Below are 16,350 nucleotides of genomic sequence, written 5' to 3'. Positions count from 1 at the left end.
GAGGTCGTCTACTTTCGAAGGTCGACCCATGACTACGCTTTTAAAGCCGGACCTGGTCCTCGAAACACGGGTCGCCCGAAAGCTGATGGACGTGTTCATCCGCGCCGGGCTGGTCCTCGCACTGACGCTGTTGTGTTTCAAGATCTTCGCGCCGTTCATCTCGATGATGGCTTGGGCGCTGATTCTGGCAGTGACGATCTATCCGGGGCATCAGGCATTGGCTGCCAAGCTGGGCGGCAAACAGGGGCTGGCGGCGACTTTGGTCGTGCTGGGCGGCATCGCGCTGATCGTGGTTCCGATGGCGGTGGTCCTCGGCTCGATGGGTGATTCGGTGCATGAGACCGTTGAGCGGCTGCGGGACAACAAGCTCGCGGTTCCGCCGCCGCCGCCAGGAATCGCGGATTGGCCGGTCATCGGGCCGAAGGTGAGTGGCGCCTGGTCGCTGGCACACAACGACTTGCCGTCGGTCGTCCAGAGAATGCAGCCGCAGCTTGGCGAGCTGGCCTCCAAGGCACTGGAGATGGTGGCGAGCATCGCGGGCACGGTGCTTCTATTCATGTTCTCGTTCGTCATCGCGGGGGTGATCATGGCCTTCGGGGAGTCGGGCGCCGACGCGTCGCGATCGATCCTTGGGCGCATCGTTGGCAACCAGCGGGGCGTGGAGTTCGCTGCGCTGGCCACGTCGACCATCCGCGCAGTCGCATTGGGCGTCGTGGGCGTAGCCTTCATCCAGGCGATGGTGGTGGGCATCGTGATGATCGTCGCCGCCGTTCCATTTGCCGGCGTGCTCGCAATGGTTGTCCTGGTGCTTGGCGTTGCGCAGGTGCCGGCGCTGCTGGTGACGCTGCCCGTCATTGCCTACATCTGGCTGAGCGGCAACTACGACACCATGCCGGCGGTCATCTACTCGGTGCTATTGGCTGTTGCGGGCATGCTCGACAACGTGCTCAAGCCTCTCCTGCTGGGCCGGGGCGTGGATGCGCCCATGCCGGTGGTGCTGCTGGGTGCATTGGGCGGGCTGGCCGGCGCCGGCATTCTCGGCATGTTCATCGGCGCGACCGCGTTGAGCCTTGGCTATCAGATCCTCATGCGGTGGGTGGCGACGGACCCGAACGTCGTCGTCGTGGAGGCGGATTTGCCGAACTTGCCTTGATTCCCCTGGTGCAGGGCACGACGTGCTGAGGAACCTGGCGGTCGGGCTACCGACCATCCTGTTTTGCCTGGTGCTGCAGGCGAGCTTCACGTTCTGGAGCGTTCGCTACTACTCCGGCAGGGCAATTCATCAAGCGGTCATCGCGGGACCGTTTGTGCAGATCCGCTCGCTTCTCGTCGTGATGGTCGTGCTGGTGCTTGGCAATTTCCTTCAGATCATGATTTGGGGATTTCTGTTCATGATGCTGGGCGAGTTCAGCGAGTTGTATGAGGCGGTGTACCACTCGGCAGTGAACTTCAGCTCGCTCGGCTATGGCGATGTCGTGATGACCAAGCCCTGGAAGCTGCTCGGCCCACTGGAGGCCGCAAACGGCGTATTGATGTTCGGTCTGACGGGCGCCGCGCTGATGGCGGTGCTGCAGCAGATGATCAGGGCGCAGGCCGAGAGAGACGGGCAAAGTCTTTGAGCCGGGCGCTTCCCCCATTTGATTGCCGAGGAAGCGGTGGCGCGCTAAAGTGCGGGCGCACCTTGGCGCCGACTTTCACAAACTCAGTGGACCACTGCTAAGAACAATGATCGAACCGAAACAAGCCCTGAAGAGCGTTCTTCGAAAATTCGATCTTGCTCTGGTGAAGGCGGCCAGCCTGGATCACATGCTGAAGACGGATGCTGACATGAAGTTCCTCATGACCATGTCCGACTCAAGCTGCGCAGCGGCCATACTGCAAAACTTCCCGCTGTCGAAAAGTCAGCTTCGGCAAGATCTTTTCGTGCTTTCGGAACTTCAATTCAAGCGAGGCGGGTCCTTCGTTGAGTTCGGCGCCACTGACGGCGTCGGCCTGAGCAACACGCACTTGATGGAAAAGGAGTTCGGCTGGTCCGGCATCCTTGCCGAGCCAGCGCACTCCTGGCATAGCCAGCTTTCGCGAAACAGGACCGCCGCGATTGAACACGAGTGCGTGTGGTCGAAATCGGGACTGAGTCTCGAATTCAACGAAGTCGACGATGCGGAACTCTCGACCGTCGCATCGGTGGCAAGCGGCGACGCGCACGACCGGCAGTCGGGCAGTCGTTACCTGGTGAAAACCATCTCGCTGGACGATATGCTCGACAGGCACCACGCACCGCAGGACATCGACTATTTGTCGATAGATACGGAAGGCAGTGAGTACGAAATTTTGAGCGCGTTTGATTTCGGGAAGCATTCGTTCAAGGTGATCACTTGCGAGCACAACTACACGCCCGCTCGCGAGAAGATCTTTACCCTTTTAAGTCGCAACGGATACACACGGAAACTCGAGGAAATCTCTGGTTTTGATGATTGGTATGTGAGGCAATAGCGCCGGTCCACACCAGCGCGTCGCTGTCAGCGCTCCGCACTGCCATAGATCAGCCCCCCGTTCACAGGCACGCAGCTGGCTGGGACGTTGCTCACGTCCACGTTGGTGACGCTGGTGTTGCGCACGTCGCCGGTGCGGATGCCGGGGATTGGTTTGTGCTGGCGGGCGTAGAGGTGCAACAAGCGATGCACAAAGGTGCAATTTCGTTGGGCGCTCTGTCGGCGGAAGATGTGGGTCGCCGATTCCACACGTGTTTCCTACTGCCGAAGGAGAATCCATGTCCACCGCAAGCAAGCCGAACATTCTTTTCATCATGGCCGACGACATCGGCTGGTTCAATGTCAGCGCCTACAACCTCGGCGTCATGGGGTATCGGACGCCGAACATCGACAGGATCGCCCGACAGGGGGCCTTGTTCACCGACTTCTACGGACAGCAGAGTTGCACAGCAGGACGCGCCGCGTTCATCACCGGGCAGGCGCCGATCCGCACCGGCCTCACGAAGGTGGGAACTCCCGGTGCCACGTTGGGCCTCAGTGCGGAGGACCCGTCCATTGCCGAGTTCCTGAAGGGCTTTGGCTATGCCACTGGGCAGTTCGGCAAGAACCATCTGGGCGACCGCAACGAGCACCTGCCGACGGTGCATGGCTTCGACGAGTTCTTTGGCAACCTGTACCACCTGAACGCTGAAGAGGAGCCGGAGTACGAGAACTATCCGAAGGACCCTGCCTTCCGGAAGAAGTACGGTCCACGCGGCGTGATGAAGTGCAAGGCGACGGACAAGGATGATGCGACCGTCGACGAGCAGTTTGGCAAAGTCGGCAAGCAGGTCATCGAGAACACCGGCCCGCTCACGCGCAAGCGCATGGAAACCGTGGACGAGGAGTTCATCGGCGCCGCATTGGACTTCATGGATCGCAAGACGAAGGAAGGCGCGCCGTGGTTCTGCTACTTCAATCCCACGCGCATGCACGTCTTCACGCACCTGAAGGAATCGTCGCGTGGCAAGACCGGCATCGGACTCTATCCCGACGGCATGGTCGAGCTCGACGGCTACGTTGGGGAACTGCTGCAGAAGCTCGATGACCTCGGCGTCGCCGACAACACCATCGTCGTCTTCACCACCGACAACGGCGCCGAAGTGCTGTCGTGGCCCGACGGTGGCGCCACGCCGTTTCGCGGCGAAAAGGACACCAACTGGGAGGGTGGGTGGCGCATCCCCTGCGTGATGCGCTGGCCGGGCGTCATTGAGCCCGGACGGGTCATCAACGACATCTGCTCGCTGCAGGATTTCATACCCACATTCGCGGCGGCCAACGGCGAACCCGATCTGCCAGCCAAGGTGAAGAAGGGCTACCAGATCGGCGAGAAAACCTACAAAGTCCATCTCGACGGCTACAACCTGATGCCCTTCTTGTCGGGCAAGGAGGAAAAGTGCCCACGCGAAGGGTTTCTCTATTGGAGCGACGACGGCGACATGATGGCGATGCGGATGGGGCGCTTCAAGATCGTCTTTGCCGAGCAGCGCAGCACGGGACTCGCTGTCTGGCGCGAGCCGCTATCGCAGATGCGGATTCCGAAATTCTTCGACCTGCGGGCCGATCCGTTCGAGCGTGGAGAGGAAAGCTTCAAGTACAACGATTGGTTCGTCGAAAACGTTCCTCTGCAATACGCGGCACCCCCGCTGCTTGCCAAGTGGCTGGAGACCTTCAAGGAGTTTCCGCCACGTGCGCGTGCCGCGAGTTTCAGCATCGACCAAGTGGTTGAAAAGTTGATGCCGAAAACCTGAGCGCGGTGCTGAGCCGACGCAACGCTTTGCGGACTCGAGGAATGTAGACCGTGATATGGCCTGCCCGGAGGGGATCGAACCCCCGACAACCTGCTTAGAAGGCAGGTGCTCTATCCAACTGAGCTACGGGCAGTGAATATGTGGCCGGGATTTTACGGTGCCGATCGACCCCGCACTTTCCCGAGTCTCCCCGGTCGCTCGAAACTCAAACCACCATCGGCACGGCGGCCCCATCCATCGACAGGATGGCACCAGAGACATAGCCTGCATTCGGCGATGCGAGAAAGACGACCGCGTTGGCAATGTCCTCCGGCTTGGCGAGCCGGCCGAGCGGCATGCGAGCCTCGGCGTCGCGCAGCACTTCGGCTTCCGTGACCTTTCGCAGTCGCGCATCGGCCGCAATGCCTTCGGCCATCCGGTCGGTCAGGGTCAGTGCCGGATTCACGGCGTTCACGCGAACGCCGCGCGGCCCGTAGGCGGCAGCGAGGCCGGCGGTCGCGAGCATCAACGCAGCGTTGGCCGCGCCGCCCGCGAGATGAGTGGGCGAGGCGATCTTGCCGCCCATGCCGATCACATTCACGATGGAGCCGGAACCGCGCTCGCCCATCCGCTTGATGACCGGATCCATCACATTCACATAGGTAAAAAACTTCGCCTGCATGGCGTCGTGCCACGTCTGCGGCTGCAATTCGTCGAAGGGGGTCCGCCGTGCCGCCCCGGCGGAGTTGACCAGGATGTCGATCGGACCCGATCCGACCTGCGCTGCTTCCACCATCTGCAAAGCCGCGCGCGCGTCCGTGAGGTCTGCGCAATAGCCGCTCACTTTGTGCCCCGCCGAACCCATTTTTGCCACCGCGGCATCGAGATGTGCCTGCGTCCGTCCGGACAGGCTCACGCGGGCGCCTTCTTGCAGGAACGCCAAAGCACACGCCAGGCCGATGCCCCGGCTGCCGCCGGTGACGAGCACATGTTTGCCAGCCAATTGAAGATCCATGTCAGCTCCGATGCGATCGAGAAGCCTGAATTGTGAGTGCGTCAGCGACGGCGTGCGCGCGGGCTGGACTTTGGCCGATACTCCCTTTTTTTTCCGTTCCGTTCCGCTGGCTACCCTGCGAGAGAGTTTTCGCCCGCGCGAGTGTTCGATGTTCTGGAGTTTTGAATGAAGTTCGCCTTGATCCTTGCGGCCGTGCTGTTGTCCGGCTGTGCTCAATTCGGAAAAGTGTCCGGCACCGCCATGAACGATCCACAGGTGGGCAGCTACTGCGAGGCGCCGGTCGCGGGCGCTTGCCTGGGCTGCAACATCTCGTGTCCGGCCGGCGCCAGCGCCAGGGCGAGCTGCAGGGCGGGCGCCACGACCGCGAGCGTGTGCACGCGCGGCGCGGTCTGCGAGTGCCGCTAGCGGCGCAGCAAAGGCATAGGCACGGGTCATGGCCATTCTTGTCGGCACCGCTTCATGGACTGACAAGACGCTGATCGACTGTGGGCGCTTCTATCCAAAGGAAGTGAAGACACCCGAGGCGCGCCTGCGCTTCTACTCTTCCATCTTTCCGCTGGTGGAAGTGGACAGCAGCTATTACGGCATTCCTGCGCCGATGACTGTGTTCAATTGGACCGAACGCACGCCCGAGAACTTCGTCTTCAATGTGAAGGCGTTCCGGCTCTTCACCGGCCATCAGACCGACCCGAAGGTGCTGCACAAGGACATCAAGGAGGCATTGGGCTCGACCAAGACGCTCCACTACCGCACCACGCCGCCGGAGATCCGAACCGAGTTGTGGAGACGGTTCATCGATGCCATCGCGCCGCTCAAGACCGCCGGCAAGCTGGGTCTGGTTCACTTCCAGTTCCCGCCCTGGTTGATGTGCAACCGGGAGGGCTATGCGCATGTCGAGCATTGCATCGAACAGATGGATGGGCACACGGTCAGCGTCGAGTTTCGCCATGCTTCATGGTTCGATGAGTCGAATCGCGCGGACACCATGAGCTTTCTGCGTGAATTGCGCGCTGTTCACACTGTGGTCGATGGGCCTCAGGGCTTTGCGAACAGCGTTCCCTTGCTGGCCGAGACGACGAACCCGGACTACGCACTGGTGCGGCTGCACGGCCGCAATGTCGACACCTACAACACCAAGGGCGCGAGCTCCGCTGCGGAGCGTTTCGACTACGACTACCCGGATCAGGAACTTCGCGAAATCATGGTCGAGGTCATTCGGCTGGCCTACAAAGTGCGCAACACGCATTTGATCTTCAACAACTGCGACGAAGACAAGGGCCAGCGCAACGGTATTGCTTTCATGAAGATGTTGCTGGCGCACGGCTGAAGGGCGCTTGCAAAGCGGTTCTCGCAGGCCTATAAGAATCAGCCGGAAATCGCATTCGGGAGGCCAAATGCCGGACGATCTGAGCAATTTCAAGCCGCTGGATCCGGGTCGCATCAACACTGACGACCGGGTCGAGATCAGGTACTGGTGCGGGCAATTGCACTGTAGCGAGGCGGCGCTGCAGAGCGCCTTGTCCAAAGTCGGCAACCACGTGAGCGCCGTGCGGGAGCATCTGGAGTCGAGTGGGAGAGCGGGCTGAGCTTGCAGGGCGCCCAAATGGGAACGGGGGCCAAATGGAAACGGGGACAACGGCATTGGCCGTTGTCCCCGTTCACGATGGATGGTCGGGGCGAAAGGATTCGAACCTTCGACCCTCTGGTCCCAAACCAGATGCGCTACCAGGCTGCGCTACACCCCGACAAGCCCGCGATTCTAACCTGACGAAAAGCGCGTTTTGCTTTTTTGCGGTCAGCGACGTTGATATTGCGATTTGCCGAACAGGATTTCCCGTTCCTTGTCGCCTGTGATCGGCGTGCGCAGGTCTGCGAGCACCTTGACGCCGCGTTGCACTGCGGGCCGGGCCGCGATGCCGTCAAACCACTGCTTGAGGTGCGGATACTCGGTGAGCACGATGCCTTGGTTTTCCCAGCTGCGCAACCAGGGAAAGATCGCGATGTCGGCGATCGAATAGGTCTCGCCGGCAATGAACTCGTTGGCCGAAAGCTGTTTGTCTATCACGCCGTAGATGCGCTTGGCTTCGTTCGAATAGCGGTCGATCGCATAGCCGATCTTCTCGGGTGCGTAGTTGCGAAAGTGATGAGCCTGGCCGAGCATCGGGCCGACGCTGCCCATCTGGAACATCAGCCACTCGAGCACCGCATACCGGCCTCGAACATCGGTCGGCAGGAACTTGCCGGTCTTGCCTGCAAGGTAGACGAGGATCGCACCCGACTCGAAGAGCGAGATCGGTTTGCCGTCCGGGCCCTCGGGGTCGGTGATGGCCGGGATCTTGTTGTTGGGGCTGATCTTCAGGAATGCGGGATCGAACTGATCGCCTTTGCCGATATTGACCGGGTGTGCGCGATAAGGGAGGCCGCATTCCTCCAACATGATGTGAATCTTGTGGCCGTTGGGCGTGGCCCAGGAATAGGCGTCGATGGGTGCTTGGGGCATGTCTCTGGATCCAGATGTGGTGACAAGGCCGGCCAGCATAGCTTTTGCCGGCCTTTCGTGCAGGACAGGGCGTGCAGGGCAGGCGGTGGAGGGATCGGATCAGCCCACCTGCGCTTCGTGCGCGTAGCACCACATCCAGTCTTCGCCGCGCTCGAGGGAGGCGACCACCGGATGTCCGGTTGCCTTGTAGTGCCGCGTCGCGTGCCGGTTCTTGGACGAGTCGCAGCAGCCTACGTGGCCGCAATGGACGCAAAGACGCAGATGGACCCACTGGTCGCCCATGGCGAGGCATTCCTCGCATCCGGCCGACTTGGGCGGAACGATCGTGTCGGGCACGTGGGAACAAGGACGGATGCTGGACATCGGGTGCTTCCTCAAGGTTGAGTCGATGACGCAAGGTGTTGATGGATGAGTGCGACCACTGCCGCGCCTTCGCCGATTGCGCCGCCGACGCGCTTGACGGAGCCCGAGCGCACGTCGCCGACCGCGAAGACGCCCGGCACACTCGATTCGAGCGGCGCCGCGACTTTCGCCGGAAAGCCGCCGCGCGCCTCTGGCCCGGTCAGCACGAAGCCGTGCTTGTCGAGCGCGACACCGCAGCCTTCGAGCCAATCCGTCTCGGGCACGGCGCCGATGAAGAGAAAGATATTGCGTGCGGGGCAGTCATGCTGATTGCCGCTGCGGCGGTCGCGCCATGTGGCGCCGTTCAGGCCGGTCGATGGCTCGCCTTGCAACTCCACGAGTTCGGTATGCGGATGAAGCTCGATGTTGGGCGTCGCTTCGATGCGATCGATCAGGTAGCGCGACATGGTTGCCGCGAGCGAGGGCCCGCGCACCAGCACGTTGACCTTGACCGCGTGTTGCGAAAGAAATACCGCCGCCTGCCCTGCAGAATTGCCGCCGCCGACCAAGGCGACCTCCTGATGCGCGCAGAGCTTGGCCTCCAGCGCCGACGCCCAGTACCAGATGCCGCGCCCCTCAAATTCGGCCAGCCGCGGCACTTCGGGGCGGCGATAACGCGCGCCGCTGGCAATCACCAGAGTCCTGCACCGGAGCTTGCGCCCGTCGACCAGCTGCACGGAGACTTCGCCGTCCGACTCGGCCCGGCTGCAATCGAGCGAGGCGACCTGCGCCGGAATCAGCATCTCGACGCCGAACTTCTGCGCCTGCACGTAGGCGCGGCCGGCAAGGGCGCCTCCGGAGATGCCGGTCGGAAAGCCGAGGTAGTTTTCAATACGGGCGCTGGCGCCTGCCTGGCCGCCGAAGAAGCGGCAGTCCACGACGATGACGCGCAAGCCTTCCGATGCGGCGTAGACGGCGGTTGCCAGGCCCGCCGGTCCGGCGCCGACCACCAGCACATCGAAAAGATCTTCGTGCTCGATGGAGTCGACCATGCCGAGACAGCGCGCCAGCGCGTTCTCAGTCGGATTGGCCATGACGGACCCGTTCGGGCACACAACCAGCAGATCGACCTCGCCGTACTGCTCGAGCAGCGCGGCGGCGTCGGCGTCTTGCGTGGCGTCGACGACGTGGTAGGGATGCCCGTTGCGACCGAGGAAGTTCTGGATTCGCATCACCTCGGCCGATTGCGGCGGGCCGATCAGCACAGGGCCGCTGGCGCCCGATTCGATGAGAGCCACGCGCCGCAGGATCATGGCGCGGACCAGCCTTTCGCCGAGATCGGCCTCGGCAATGATGAGGGCGCGCAATTGCTCCGGCGGCACCAGCAGCGTTTCGACTTCGCTTTCCGCATGCCCGTCGACCAGCGCCGGCCGGCCCGAAAGCTGCGCGACTTCGGCGAGGAACTGGCCTGGCCCTTGGCGTTCGATCGGCACGACATGCCCGAGCCCGTCGCGTTGGCTGATCGCCACCACGCCTTCGAGCACGACGAACATGCCGGGTCCGGGTTCCCCGGCCGTGAAGAGACACGCGCCGGCGTGGTAATGACGGACGCTCCCGAAGCGCCTGATGCGTGAGATGTCCTGCGCGCTCAGCTTGGGGAACATCTGATGGCGGCGGGTTTCGACCTCCACCCTGGTTTCGTTGGCCATGAAATCTCCGTTGGCGAATCTTCGGCATTAAACGATGAAGCGCGAGGCTTCGCGCGCGTCACGCAAATGCCACCCGACTGACATGCTTGTTTCACTTCATGTCCCGAGACTCCGTCTGCAGAAAGGGACCCGAATGAAAGAACTGCCCACACCGACGTTTCCGTTCTCGCAACTGGGTTTGCGTCCTGCTTTCTGGCCGGGCTCGGGTGCGACTCAGCGTCCAGCAGCAATACTTGTGCCCAAAACATCGCAGGTGCCGGCGGCGCCAGAGCCTTTGGCCGGCGGCATCAGCGTGAGCTGGGCGCGCCACCAGGACGACGTCCGTGCAGCGCAGCGCCTGCGCTTCGAAGTCTTTGCAGGCGAGATGGGCGCGCGCCTGGCGACGCCGATCGAAAACCACGACATCGACCTGTTCGACGACTTTTGCGAGCATCTTCTGGTCCGAGACGACGCGACTGGCCGCGTCATCGGCACCTATCGCGTGCTTACGCCCGCCCAGGCGAAGCGTGTCGGCAGCACCTACAGCGATACTGAATTCGATCTGACTCGCTTGCGTGACTTGCGCGAGCGCATGGTCGAGCTGGGCCGAAGCTGCGTGCATGCGGACCATCGTCAAGGCGGAGTGATTCTGGCGCTGTGGGGCGCACTGGCTGCTTTCATGAAGCGCAACAAGCTGGACACGATGATCGGCTGCGCCAGCATCCCGATGTGCCATCACGGTGTGACCAGCGGCGATGCGGCCGCCAGCATTTGGCGCCAGCTTTCGGCAACCCACATGGCGCCCATTCAGTACCACGTCCAGCCGCGGCTGCCGCTGCCGGTGCATCGGCTCGACAGCGCCCTGGACATCGAGCCGCCGGCCCTGATCAAAGGCTACCTTCGGCTGGGGGCCAAGGTTCTCGGGCCACCGGCCTGGGACCCGGACTTCAACACGGCCGATTTGCCGATGCTGATGCGCATCGACGATCTGCCTGCACGCTATCGAAAGCACTTTCTCGGCCATTGATACCAAGGGCGACACAAAGGGCGACGAGGCCGTCACGCCGTTGTCATGCAACTGTCACGATGGACGTGGAAACTGTCATGTTTTGGCTTATGGTTGAGTCCGTGCCGGTCGTACCAGAATTTTTATCCACGCCGCCCGAAACCGTCGACAGTCTGGCTGTCGCCGGCAAGCCGGCACTGACGCTGCTCGACCGCGACCACAGCATCCTGGCTTTCAATGAACGGGTGCTCGATTGGGCGCAGCGCCCCGAGGTGCCGCTGATAGAGCGGCTGCGTTATCTCTGCATCGTTTCGTCCAACCTCGACGAGTTTTTCGAAGTTCGCGCCGCGCCGCACCTGGGGGCGAGCGTGGCGGGCGTGCGCAAGGGCAGCTACAGCGTCGATTCCTTCGAGCGGCTGGCCGAGGCGGCGCATGCGCTGGTGGCGCAGCAATACTCGCTCTACAACGACAAGCTGATTCCTGCCTTTGCGAGCCAAGGCATCCGGATCGTCTCGCATGGGGAGCGCAATCCGGTCCAGCGCAAGTGGGTCAGCGACTATTTCGAGCGCGAAGTTCGGCCGCTGCTGATCCCTGTCGGGTTGGACCCGGCGCATCCGTTTCCGCAAGTCGCCAACAAGTCGCTCAACTTCATCGTGCGGCTCAGCGGCAAGGATGCCTTCGGCCGCGAGAACCCGATCGCCATCGTGAAGGTGCCGCGGGTTCTGCCGCGCGTGATCCGGCTGCCGGCGAAGGTATCGGGCGGCAAGACGCTGTTCATCGCGCTGTCGAGCATCGTGCGGGCGCATCTTTCGAGCATGTTTCCGGGGCGCGAAGTTGGGGAGTTTTCGCAGTTTCGGGTGACGCGCCATTCCGACCTCGCCGTTGACGAGGAAGACGTCAAGAACCTGCGTACTGCGCTGCGACAGGGCTTGCAGCACCGGCACTATGGGCAGGCCGTTCGGCTGGAGGTGTCGTCGAGCTGTGCCGAATCGCTGGCGAGTTTCCTGCTGGCGCAGTTCAACCTGCCGACGCAGGCGCTTTACCGCGTGCACGGGCCGGTCAATCTCGCTCGGCTGACGCAGCTCATCGACTTGCTCGACGAGCCGCAGCTGCGGTTTCAGCCTTATGAGGCCTCCTACCCGATCACGCTTTCGCCGGGGCAGTCCTTCTTCGACAGGCTGCGGCGCGGCGACGCGCTCATCCACCAGCCGTTCGAGAGCTTCGAGGGCGTGTTGGCCTTCCTGCGAGAGGCAGTTCAGGACCCGCAGGTGCTGGCGATCAAGCAGACGATCTACCGCACGGGCACCGACTCCGAGCTGATGGATCTGCTGCGCGAGGCAGTGCGCCGTGGCAAGGAAGTGACGGTGGTTGTCGAGCTCAAGGCGCGCTTCGATGAAGAGGCGAACATCAACTGGGCGGAAATGCTGGAGTCGATCGGCGCGCAGGTCGTCTACGGCGTCGTCGGCCTGAAGACGCACGCGAAGATGCTGCTGATCACGCGACGTGAAGGCAAGCACATGCGCCGCTACGGCCATCTTTCGACCGGCAACTACAACCCGCGCACGGCGGCGCTCTACACGGATATCAGCCATCTGACCGCCGACCCCTTGTTGACGGCGGACATGGAAGCGGTCTTCGTCCACATGGCCAGCCAGAGCCGCCTGCCGAAGCTCAATCGCATGTGGGTCGCGCCCTTCGACCTGCATCGCAATCTCATCGCCCGCATCAACGCGCTCGGTGCGGCCTCGGAAGCCGGCGAGCCGACGCGCATCGTCGCCAAGATGAATGCGCTGACTGACGAAGACCTGATCGCCGCACTCGTCAGCGCGGGGCAGAAGGGCGTGAAGATCGACCTGATCGTGCGCGGTGCATGCACGCTGCCGGCCCGCATGCCCGGCGTGACGGACAACATCCGCGTGCGTTCGGTCATCGGACGCTTTCTGGAGCACTCGCGGGTTTTCTACTTCCGGCAGGCGCTTGACGAATCGCTTTACCTGTCGAGCGCGGACTGGATGAATCGCAATATGCTGCGCCGGGTCGAGCTGGCCTGGCCGGTGACCGATCCGGTGCTGCGCCAGCGTCTCATCGACGAATGTCTGGTGGCCTATCTGCACGATGGGCGTGATGCCTGGGACCTGGGTTCGGACGGCGTCTACAGGCGCGTCGACAAGGACACCCATCCGGGTGAGGAGGGCGCTTCGCGCGCCATTGAAGCGCATGGTGCGCAGACGGCCCTGATGAACCGCTACGCGTCGCGCGGACTGCGGCGCGCCGCATTACGAGACTGATCCATGGACCTGATTTTCTGGCGCCACGCTGAAGCGGACGATTGGACGGAGGGCTGCGACGACATGCAGCGTTCCCTGACGTCGCGAGGCGAAAAACAGGCCAAGCGCATGGCCGCATGGCTCGATCGCCAATTGCCCGACGGCACCCGCATCGTCTGCAGCCCGGCGCGCCGCTGCGAGCAGACGGCGCTGGCGCTCGGCCGCAAGTACAAGCTTCGCGGCGAACTGGCGCCCGACACCACGCCCGACGCGCTGCTTTCCGTGGCGGGTTGGCCGAACGGCAAGTCGGTGGTGCTCCTGATCGGCCACCAGCCATCGCTCGGGCAGGCCATCTCGCTGCTGCTGGGTCTGCAGCAGGACAGCTGCCCCGTGCGCAAGGGCGCGGTTTGGTGGATTCGCACCCGCGAGCGCGACGGCGACGTGCAGACCGTGGTCGTCACGGTTCAGGCGCCGGAGTTGCTTTGAACCCCCGCTGACCTCAGACCTTGGCGAGCTCGACCCGCCAGTTGGTCTTTTGCCAAGCCAGTACCTCTTCGCGCAGCAGATGCGCGGATTGCGGATAGAGCTCGACCCACTGCGAGCGGCAGGCGATCGTGAAGATCTTCTCGTCGCGCCGCGAGATGCGCAGTCCGGCGAGGTCGGGATCTCGCCGGGCATGGCAAAGGATCACGGCCACCCGCAGAGCCAACAGTTGCAGCACGAAGGTGGGGTCGTCCAGCACGGTTTCGAGCTTGCGCAGCTTGCCCCGGTGGCCGAGCACCAGTTGGCTCAGCCAGTGCATCTCGTTGACGGCAAAGCCCGGCGCATCGGCGTTGTCGAGGATGTATGCGCCGTGCTTGTGGTATTCGCTGTGCGAGATGTGGGTGCCGATCTCGTGCAACTGCGCGGCCCAGCTCAGTTTTCGCAGCGAGCGGCCGGCGCGACTTGCGGTGTCGGCGCCCCGGGCGCTCGGATCGAGCTGCAGAAACAGCGTCGCGGCCGTTTCGCCGACGCGCTTGACCTGCGCTCCATCCACTGCGAAGCGGGTTGCCAGCCGGGCCACCGTGCCGACGCGCAGGTCGGCAACCGTGTCGTCGCGCTCGAGCAATTCGTAGAGCACGCCGTGGCGCAGTGCGCCTTGGGCGACTCTCATCTCGTCGATTTCCAGCAGATCGAATACCGCGCGAAGCACGCTCACGCCGCCGCCGATCACCGCCTTGCGATCTTCCCGCATGCCTTCGATGCGCAGGCGGTCGGCACTGCCGGCCTTCAGCAGGCGGTCGAGGAGCCAATCCAGGCCCTCGCGAGTGATCAGGCCCGGCTCGTTGCCGGCAACCGCCAGCACGTCGCCCACCGCGCCGATCGTTCCGGACGCGCCATAGGCCACGTCCCACCGATCCGGCACATAGGTCGATAGCGCGTCGTCGAGCACCGCCTTGGCAGCGACTTCGGCGGCCTTGAAAGCCGAAGTCGTGAAGACGCCTTGCGGAAAATGCTTCATCGACCAGGCCACGCTGCCGACGCGATAAGACTCCATCACCTCCGCCTTGGGGCCTTGCCCAATGATCATTTCGGTGGAACGGCCGCCGATGTCGATGACCAGACGGCGCTCGCGGTTCGTCGCTTCGGTGTGCGGCAGCATGTGCGCCACGCCTTGGTAGATCAGGCGCGCTTCTTCGCGGCCCGTGATGACGTCGATGCCGAATCCCAGAATGGTGCGCGCGCGCAGCAGGAACTCGTCCCGGTTGCGCGCTTCACGCAGGGTCTGCGTGGCGACCGCGCGGACTTCGGAGCGCTTGAATCCTGCGAGGCGTTCGCCGAAGCGCGCCAGCGCATCCCAGCCGCGCTGCATCGCATCGGGCGTGAGGTTGCGCGAAGAATCGAGTCCGTTGCCTTGGCGAACGGTCTCCTTGATGTATTCGGCCCGGTGAATCTGGCCGTGATCGACGCGACCGATTTCGAGGCGATAGCTGTTCGAGCCGAGATCGACCGCAGCGAGGCGGGTTCCGTTTTGCATGGTGAGGAGGAAATGTCGGGGCCTGATCGTAGCGCCGCAGGCTAGGTGCGGCGCATGACGTTTGTGTGACAGCGTCATTCCGAGTCGGGCGCATCGGGGCATTTTCCCCTCTGTGGGCAGATGTCATCGCACTGTCACAGAAGCTTTCTAGAGTCCGTCCCAAGCCCTCTGAAGGGTTTCTATGCAGCTAAAGGAAGCATCATGAAAACGACGTTCAAATTCGCAGCTGTCGGCCTCCTGGCCTCGGCGTTCTTCCATGTTTCCGCCTTTGCGGACGAGGCCACCGGTGCCGGCGCCAGCTTCCCGGCGCCGCTGTATTCAAAGTGGGCCTCCGACTTCAACAAGGCCACGGGGGCCAAAATCAACTACCAGTCCGTGGGTTCTGGCGCGGGCATCAAGCAGATCGATGCGAAGACGGTCGATTTCGGCGCATCGGACATGCCCCTTTCGGACGATGAGCTCAAGACCAAAGGGCTGATGCAGTTCCCGACCGTCATCGGCGGTGTGGTCCCGGTGATCAACATCCAGGGCATCAAGCCGGGCGAACTCAAGCTCAGCGGACAGGTTCTCGGCGACATCTACCTGGGCAAGATCACCAAGTGGAACGATCCGGCCGTGAAGGCGCTGAACCCCAGCCTGGCGCTGCCCGATGCACCGATTGCCACGGTGCGCCGCGCCGACGGTTCGGGTACGACGTTCCTGTTCACCAACTACCTGAGCAAAGCCAATCCCGAGTGGAAGGCCAAGGTCGGCGACGGCACGGCAGTCAATTGGCCCAACGGTGCGGGCGGCAAGGGCAACGAAGGTGTCGCAGCCTTCGTGAACCGCCTGCCGAACTCGATCGGCTATGTCGAATATGCGTACGTCAAGCAGAACAAGATGAACTACGCGCTGATGCAGAACAAGGACGGCGCCTTCGTGTCGCCGGACGATTCGGCATTCAAGGCCGCCGCGGCAGGCGCGGACTGGTCGAAGACCTTCTACCAGGTGCTGACCGACCAGTCGGGCAAGGATTCGTGGCCCATCACCGGCGCGACCTTCATCCTGATGCACAAGACGCAGGACAAGCCCGTGCAAGCCGCCACGACGCTCAAGTTCTTCGACTGGGCCTACAAGACTGGCGACAAGACCGCTGCGGATCTCGACTACGTGCCAATGCCCGACAAGGTCAAGGGCGTCATCTCCAGCGCCTGGGGCGACATCAAGGACGCGTCGGGCAAGCCCGTCGCTTTCAAGTAAGCAAGACACGACGGC

The 16,350-nt window shown here is 62.9% G+C and carries 17 protein-coding genes and 2 tRNA genes; 11 read left to right on the top strand and 8 right to left on the bottom strand.

The window, feature by feature from the left end; all coding sequences use genetic code 11:
* Positions 1-28: 28 nt before the first annotated feature.
* The 3 genes from AC1DMA_RS02950 (at position 29) to AC1DMA_RS02940 (ending at position 2,493) form a co-directional block, all read left to right on the top strand.
* Positions 29-1,153 carry an AI-2E family transporter gene (locus AC1DMA_RS02950; protein WP_478143158.1) on the top strand — a complete coding sequence of 375 codons (1,125 nt, stop codon included), beginning with the start codon at positions 29-31 and terminating at the stop codon, positions 1,151-1,153.
* Between the two features lie 22 nt (positions 1,154-1,175).
* Positions 1,176-1,619, top strand: coding sequence for an ion channel (locus AC1DMA_RS02945; RefSeq protein ID WP_478143157.1), 444 nt, complete (start codon positions 1,176-1,178; stop codon positions 1,617-1,619).
* A gap of 106 nt (positions 1,620-1,725) precedes the next feature.
* Positions 1,726-2,493 (top strand): FkbM family methyltransferase, encoded by a 768-nt coding sequence (locus tag AC1DMA_RS02940; RefSeq protein ID WP_478143156.1) that lies wholly within the window; start codon positions 1,726-1,728, stop codon positions 2,491-2,493.
* Positions 2,494-2,519: 26 nt separating this feature from the next.
* On the opposite strand, the gene AC1DMA_RS02935 is transcribed toward AC1DMA_RS02940, so the two are convergent.
* The gene (locus AC1DMA_RS02935) at positions 2,520-2,741 is read right to left on the bottom strand and encodes a hypothetical protein (protein ID WP_478126492.1); all 222 of its coding nucleotides are present in this window, start codon (positions 2,739-2,741) and stop codon (positions 2,520-2,522) included.
* A 29-nt stretch (positions 2,742-2,770) separates the two neighbouring features.
* Between AC1DMA_RS02935 and AC1DMA_RS02930 the strand changes: the two genes are divergently transcribed.
* Complete coding sequence (locus AC1DMA_RS02930; protein ID WP_478126491.1) at positions 2,771-4,282, top strand: arylsulfatase; 1,512 nt, start codon at positions 2,771-2,773, stop codon at positions 4,280-4,282.
* Between the two features lie 56 nt (positions 4,283-4,338).
* On the opposite strand, the gene AC1DMA_RS02925 is transcribed toward AC1DMA_RS02930, so the two are convergent.
* Positions 4,339-4,415: transfer RNA gene (locus AC1DMA_RS02925), tRNA-Arg, on the bottom strand.
* 72 nt (positions 4,416-4,487) lie between these two features.
* On the bottom strand, positions 4,488-5,276 hold the full coding sequence (locus tag AC1DMA_RS02920) for an SDR family NAD(P)-dependent oxidoreductase (protein WP_478143155.1): 789 nt from the start codon (positions 5,274-5,276) through the stop codon (positions 4,488-4,490).
* Positions 5,277-5,441: 165 nt separating this feature from the next.
* Between AC1DMA_RS02920 and AC1DMA_RS02915 the strand changes: the two genes are divergently transcribed.
* The 3 genes from AC1DMA_RS02915 to AC1DMA_RS02905 all read left to right on the top strand — a co-directional run bounded on the left by AC1DMA_RS02915 (position 5,442) and on the right by AC1DMA_RS02905 (position 6,862).
* Complete coding sequence (locus AC1DMA_RS02915; protein WP_478143154.1) at positions 5,442-5,681, top strand: hypothetical protein; 240 nt, start codon at positions 5,442-5,444, stop codon at positions 5,679-5,681.
* Between the two features lie 28 nt (positions 5,682-5,709).
* Complete coding sequence (locus AC1DMA_RS02910) at positions 5,710-6,603, top strand: DUF72 domain-containing protein (RefSeq protein WP_478143153.1); 894 nt, start codon at positions 5,710-5,712, stop codon at positions 6,601-6,603.
* A gap of 67 nt (positions 6,604-6,670) precedes the next feature.
* Positions 6,671-6,862 (top strand): DUF3606 domain-containing protein, encoded by a 192-nt coding sequence (locus AC1DMA_RS02905; RefSeq protein WP_478143152.1) that lies wholly within the window; start codon positions 6,671-6,673, stop codon positions 6,860-6,862.
* 82 nt (positions 6,863-6,944) lie between these two features.
* Here the strand turns inward: AC1DMA_RS02905 and AC1DMA_RS02900 are convergent.
* The 4 genes from AC1DMA_RS02900 to AC1DMA_RS02885 all read right to left on the bottom strand — a co-directional run bounded on the left by AC1DMA_RS02900 (position 6,945) and on the right by AC1DMA_RS02885 (position 9,827).
* Positions 6,945-7,021: transfer RNA gene (locus AC1DMA_RS02900), tRNA-Pro, on the bottom strand.
* A gap of 50 nt (positions 7,022-7,071) precedes the next feature.
* On the bottom strand, positions 7,072-7,776 hold the full coding sequence (locus AC1DMA_RS02895) for a glutathione binding-like protein (protein WP_478143151.1): 705 nt from the start codon (positions 7,774-7,776) through the stop codon (positions 7,072-7,074).
* Between the two features lie 99 nt (positions 7,777-7,875).
* Positions 7,876-8,139: a UBP-type zinc finger domain-containing protein gene (locus AC1DMA_RS02890; RefSeq protein WP_478126485.1), complete on the bottom strand. Its 264-nt coding sequence runs from the start codon at positions 8,137-8,139 to the stop codon at positions 7,876-7,878.
* Positions 8,140-8,150: 11 nt separating this feature from the next.
* Entirely contained in the window at positions 8,151-9,827 is a 1,677-nt protein-coding gene (locus tag AC1DMA_RS02885) for an FAD-dependent oxidoreductase (protein ID WP_478143150.1), read from the bottom strand.
* 133 nt (positions 9,828-9,960) lie between these two features.
* Here AC1DMA_RS02885 and AC1DMA_RS02880 point away from each other — a divergent pair, with 133 nt between their 5' ends.
* The 3 genes from AC1DMA_RS02880 (at position 9,961) to AC1DMA_RS02870 (ending at position 13,565) form a co-directional block, all read left to right on the top strand.
* Positions 9,961-10,833 carry a GNAT family N-acetyltransferase gene (locus tag AC1DMA_RS02880; RefSeq protein ID WP_478126483.1) on the top strand — a complete coding sequence of 291 codons (873 nt, stop codon included), beginning with the start codon at positions 9,961-9,963 and terminating at the stop codon, positions 10,831-10,833.
* Positions 10,834-10,922: 89 nt separating this feature from the next.
* Positions 10,923-13,100 carry a polyphosphate kinase 1 gene (gene ppk1 / locus AC1DMA_RS02875; RefSeq protein ID WP_478143347.1) on the top strand — a complete coding sequence of 726 codons (2,178 nt, stop codon included), beginning with the start codon at positions 10,923-10,925 and terminating at the stop codon, positions 13,098-13,100.
* Positions 13,101-13,103: 3 nt separating this feature from the next.
* Positions 13,104-13,565 (top strand): SixA phosphatase family protein, encoded by a 462-nt coding sequence (locus AC1DMA_RS02870; protein ID WP_478126482.1) that lies wholly within the window; start codon positions 13,104-13,106, stop codon positions 13,563-13,565.
* A 13-nt stretch (positions 13,566-13,578) separates the two neighbouring features.
* On the opposite strand, the gene AC1DMA_RS02865 is transcribed toward AC1DMA_RS02870, so the two are convergent.
* Positions 13,579-15,096, bottom strand: coding sequence for a Ppx/GppA phosphatase family protein (locus AC1DMA_RS02865; RefSeq protein ID WP_478126481.1), 1,518 nt, complete (start codon positions 15,094-15,096; stop codon positions 13,579-13,581).
* Between the two features lie 201 nt (positions 15,097-15,297).
* Between AC1DMA_RS02865 and pstS the strand changes: the two genes are divergently transcribed.
* On the top strand, positions 15,298-16,335 hold the full coding sequence (gene pstS / locus AC1DMA_RS02860; protein WP_478143149.1) for a phosphate ABC transporter substrate-binding protein PstS: 1,038 nt from the start codon (positions 15,298-15,300) through the stop codon (positions 16,333-16,335).
* Positions 16,336-16,350 lie beyond the last annotated feature (15 nt).

It is taken from the genome of Variovorax sp. 05N34 (genome assembly GCF_056397405.1).
The sequence above is the reverse complement of the archived record's forward strand: the minus strand, read 5'-3'. Positions and strand labels throughout refer to the sequence as shown.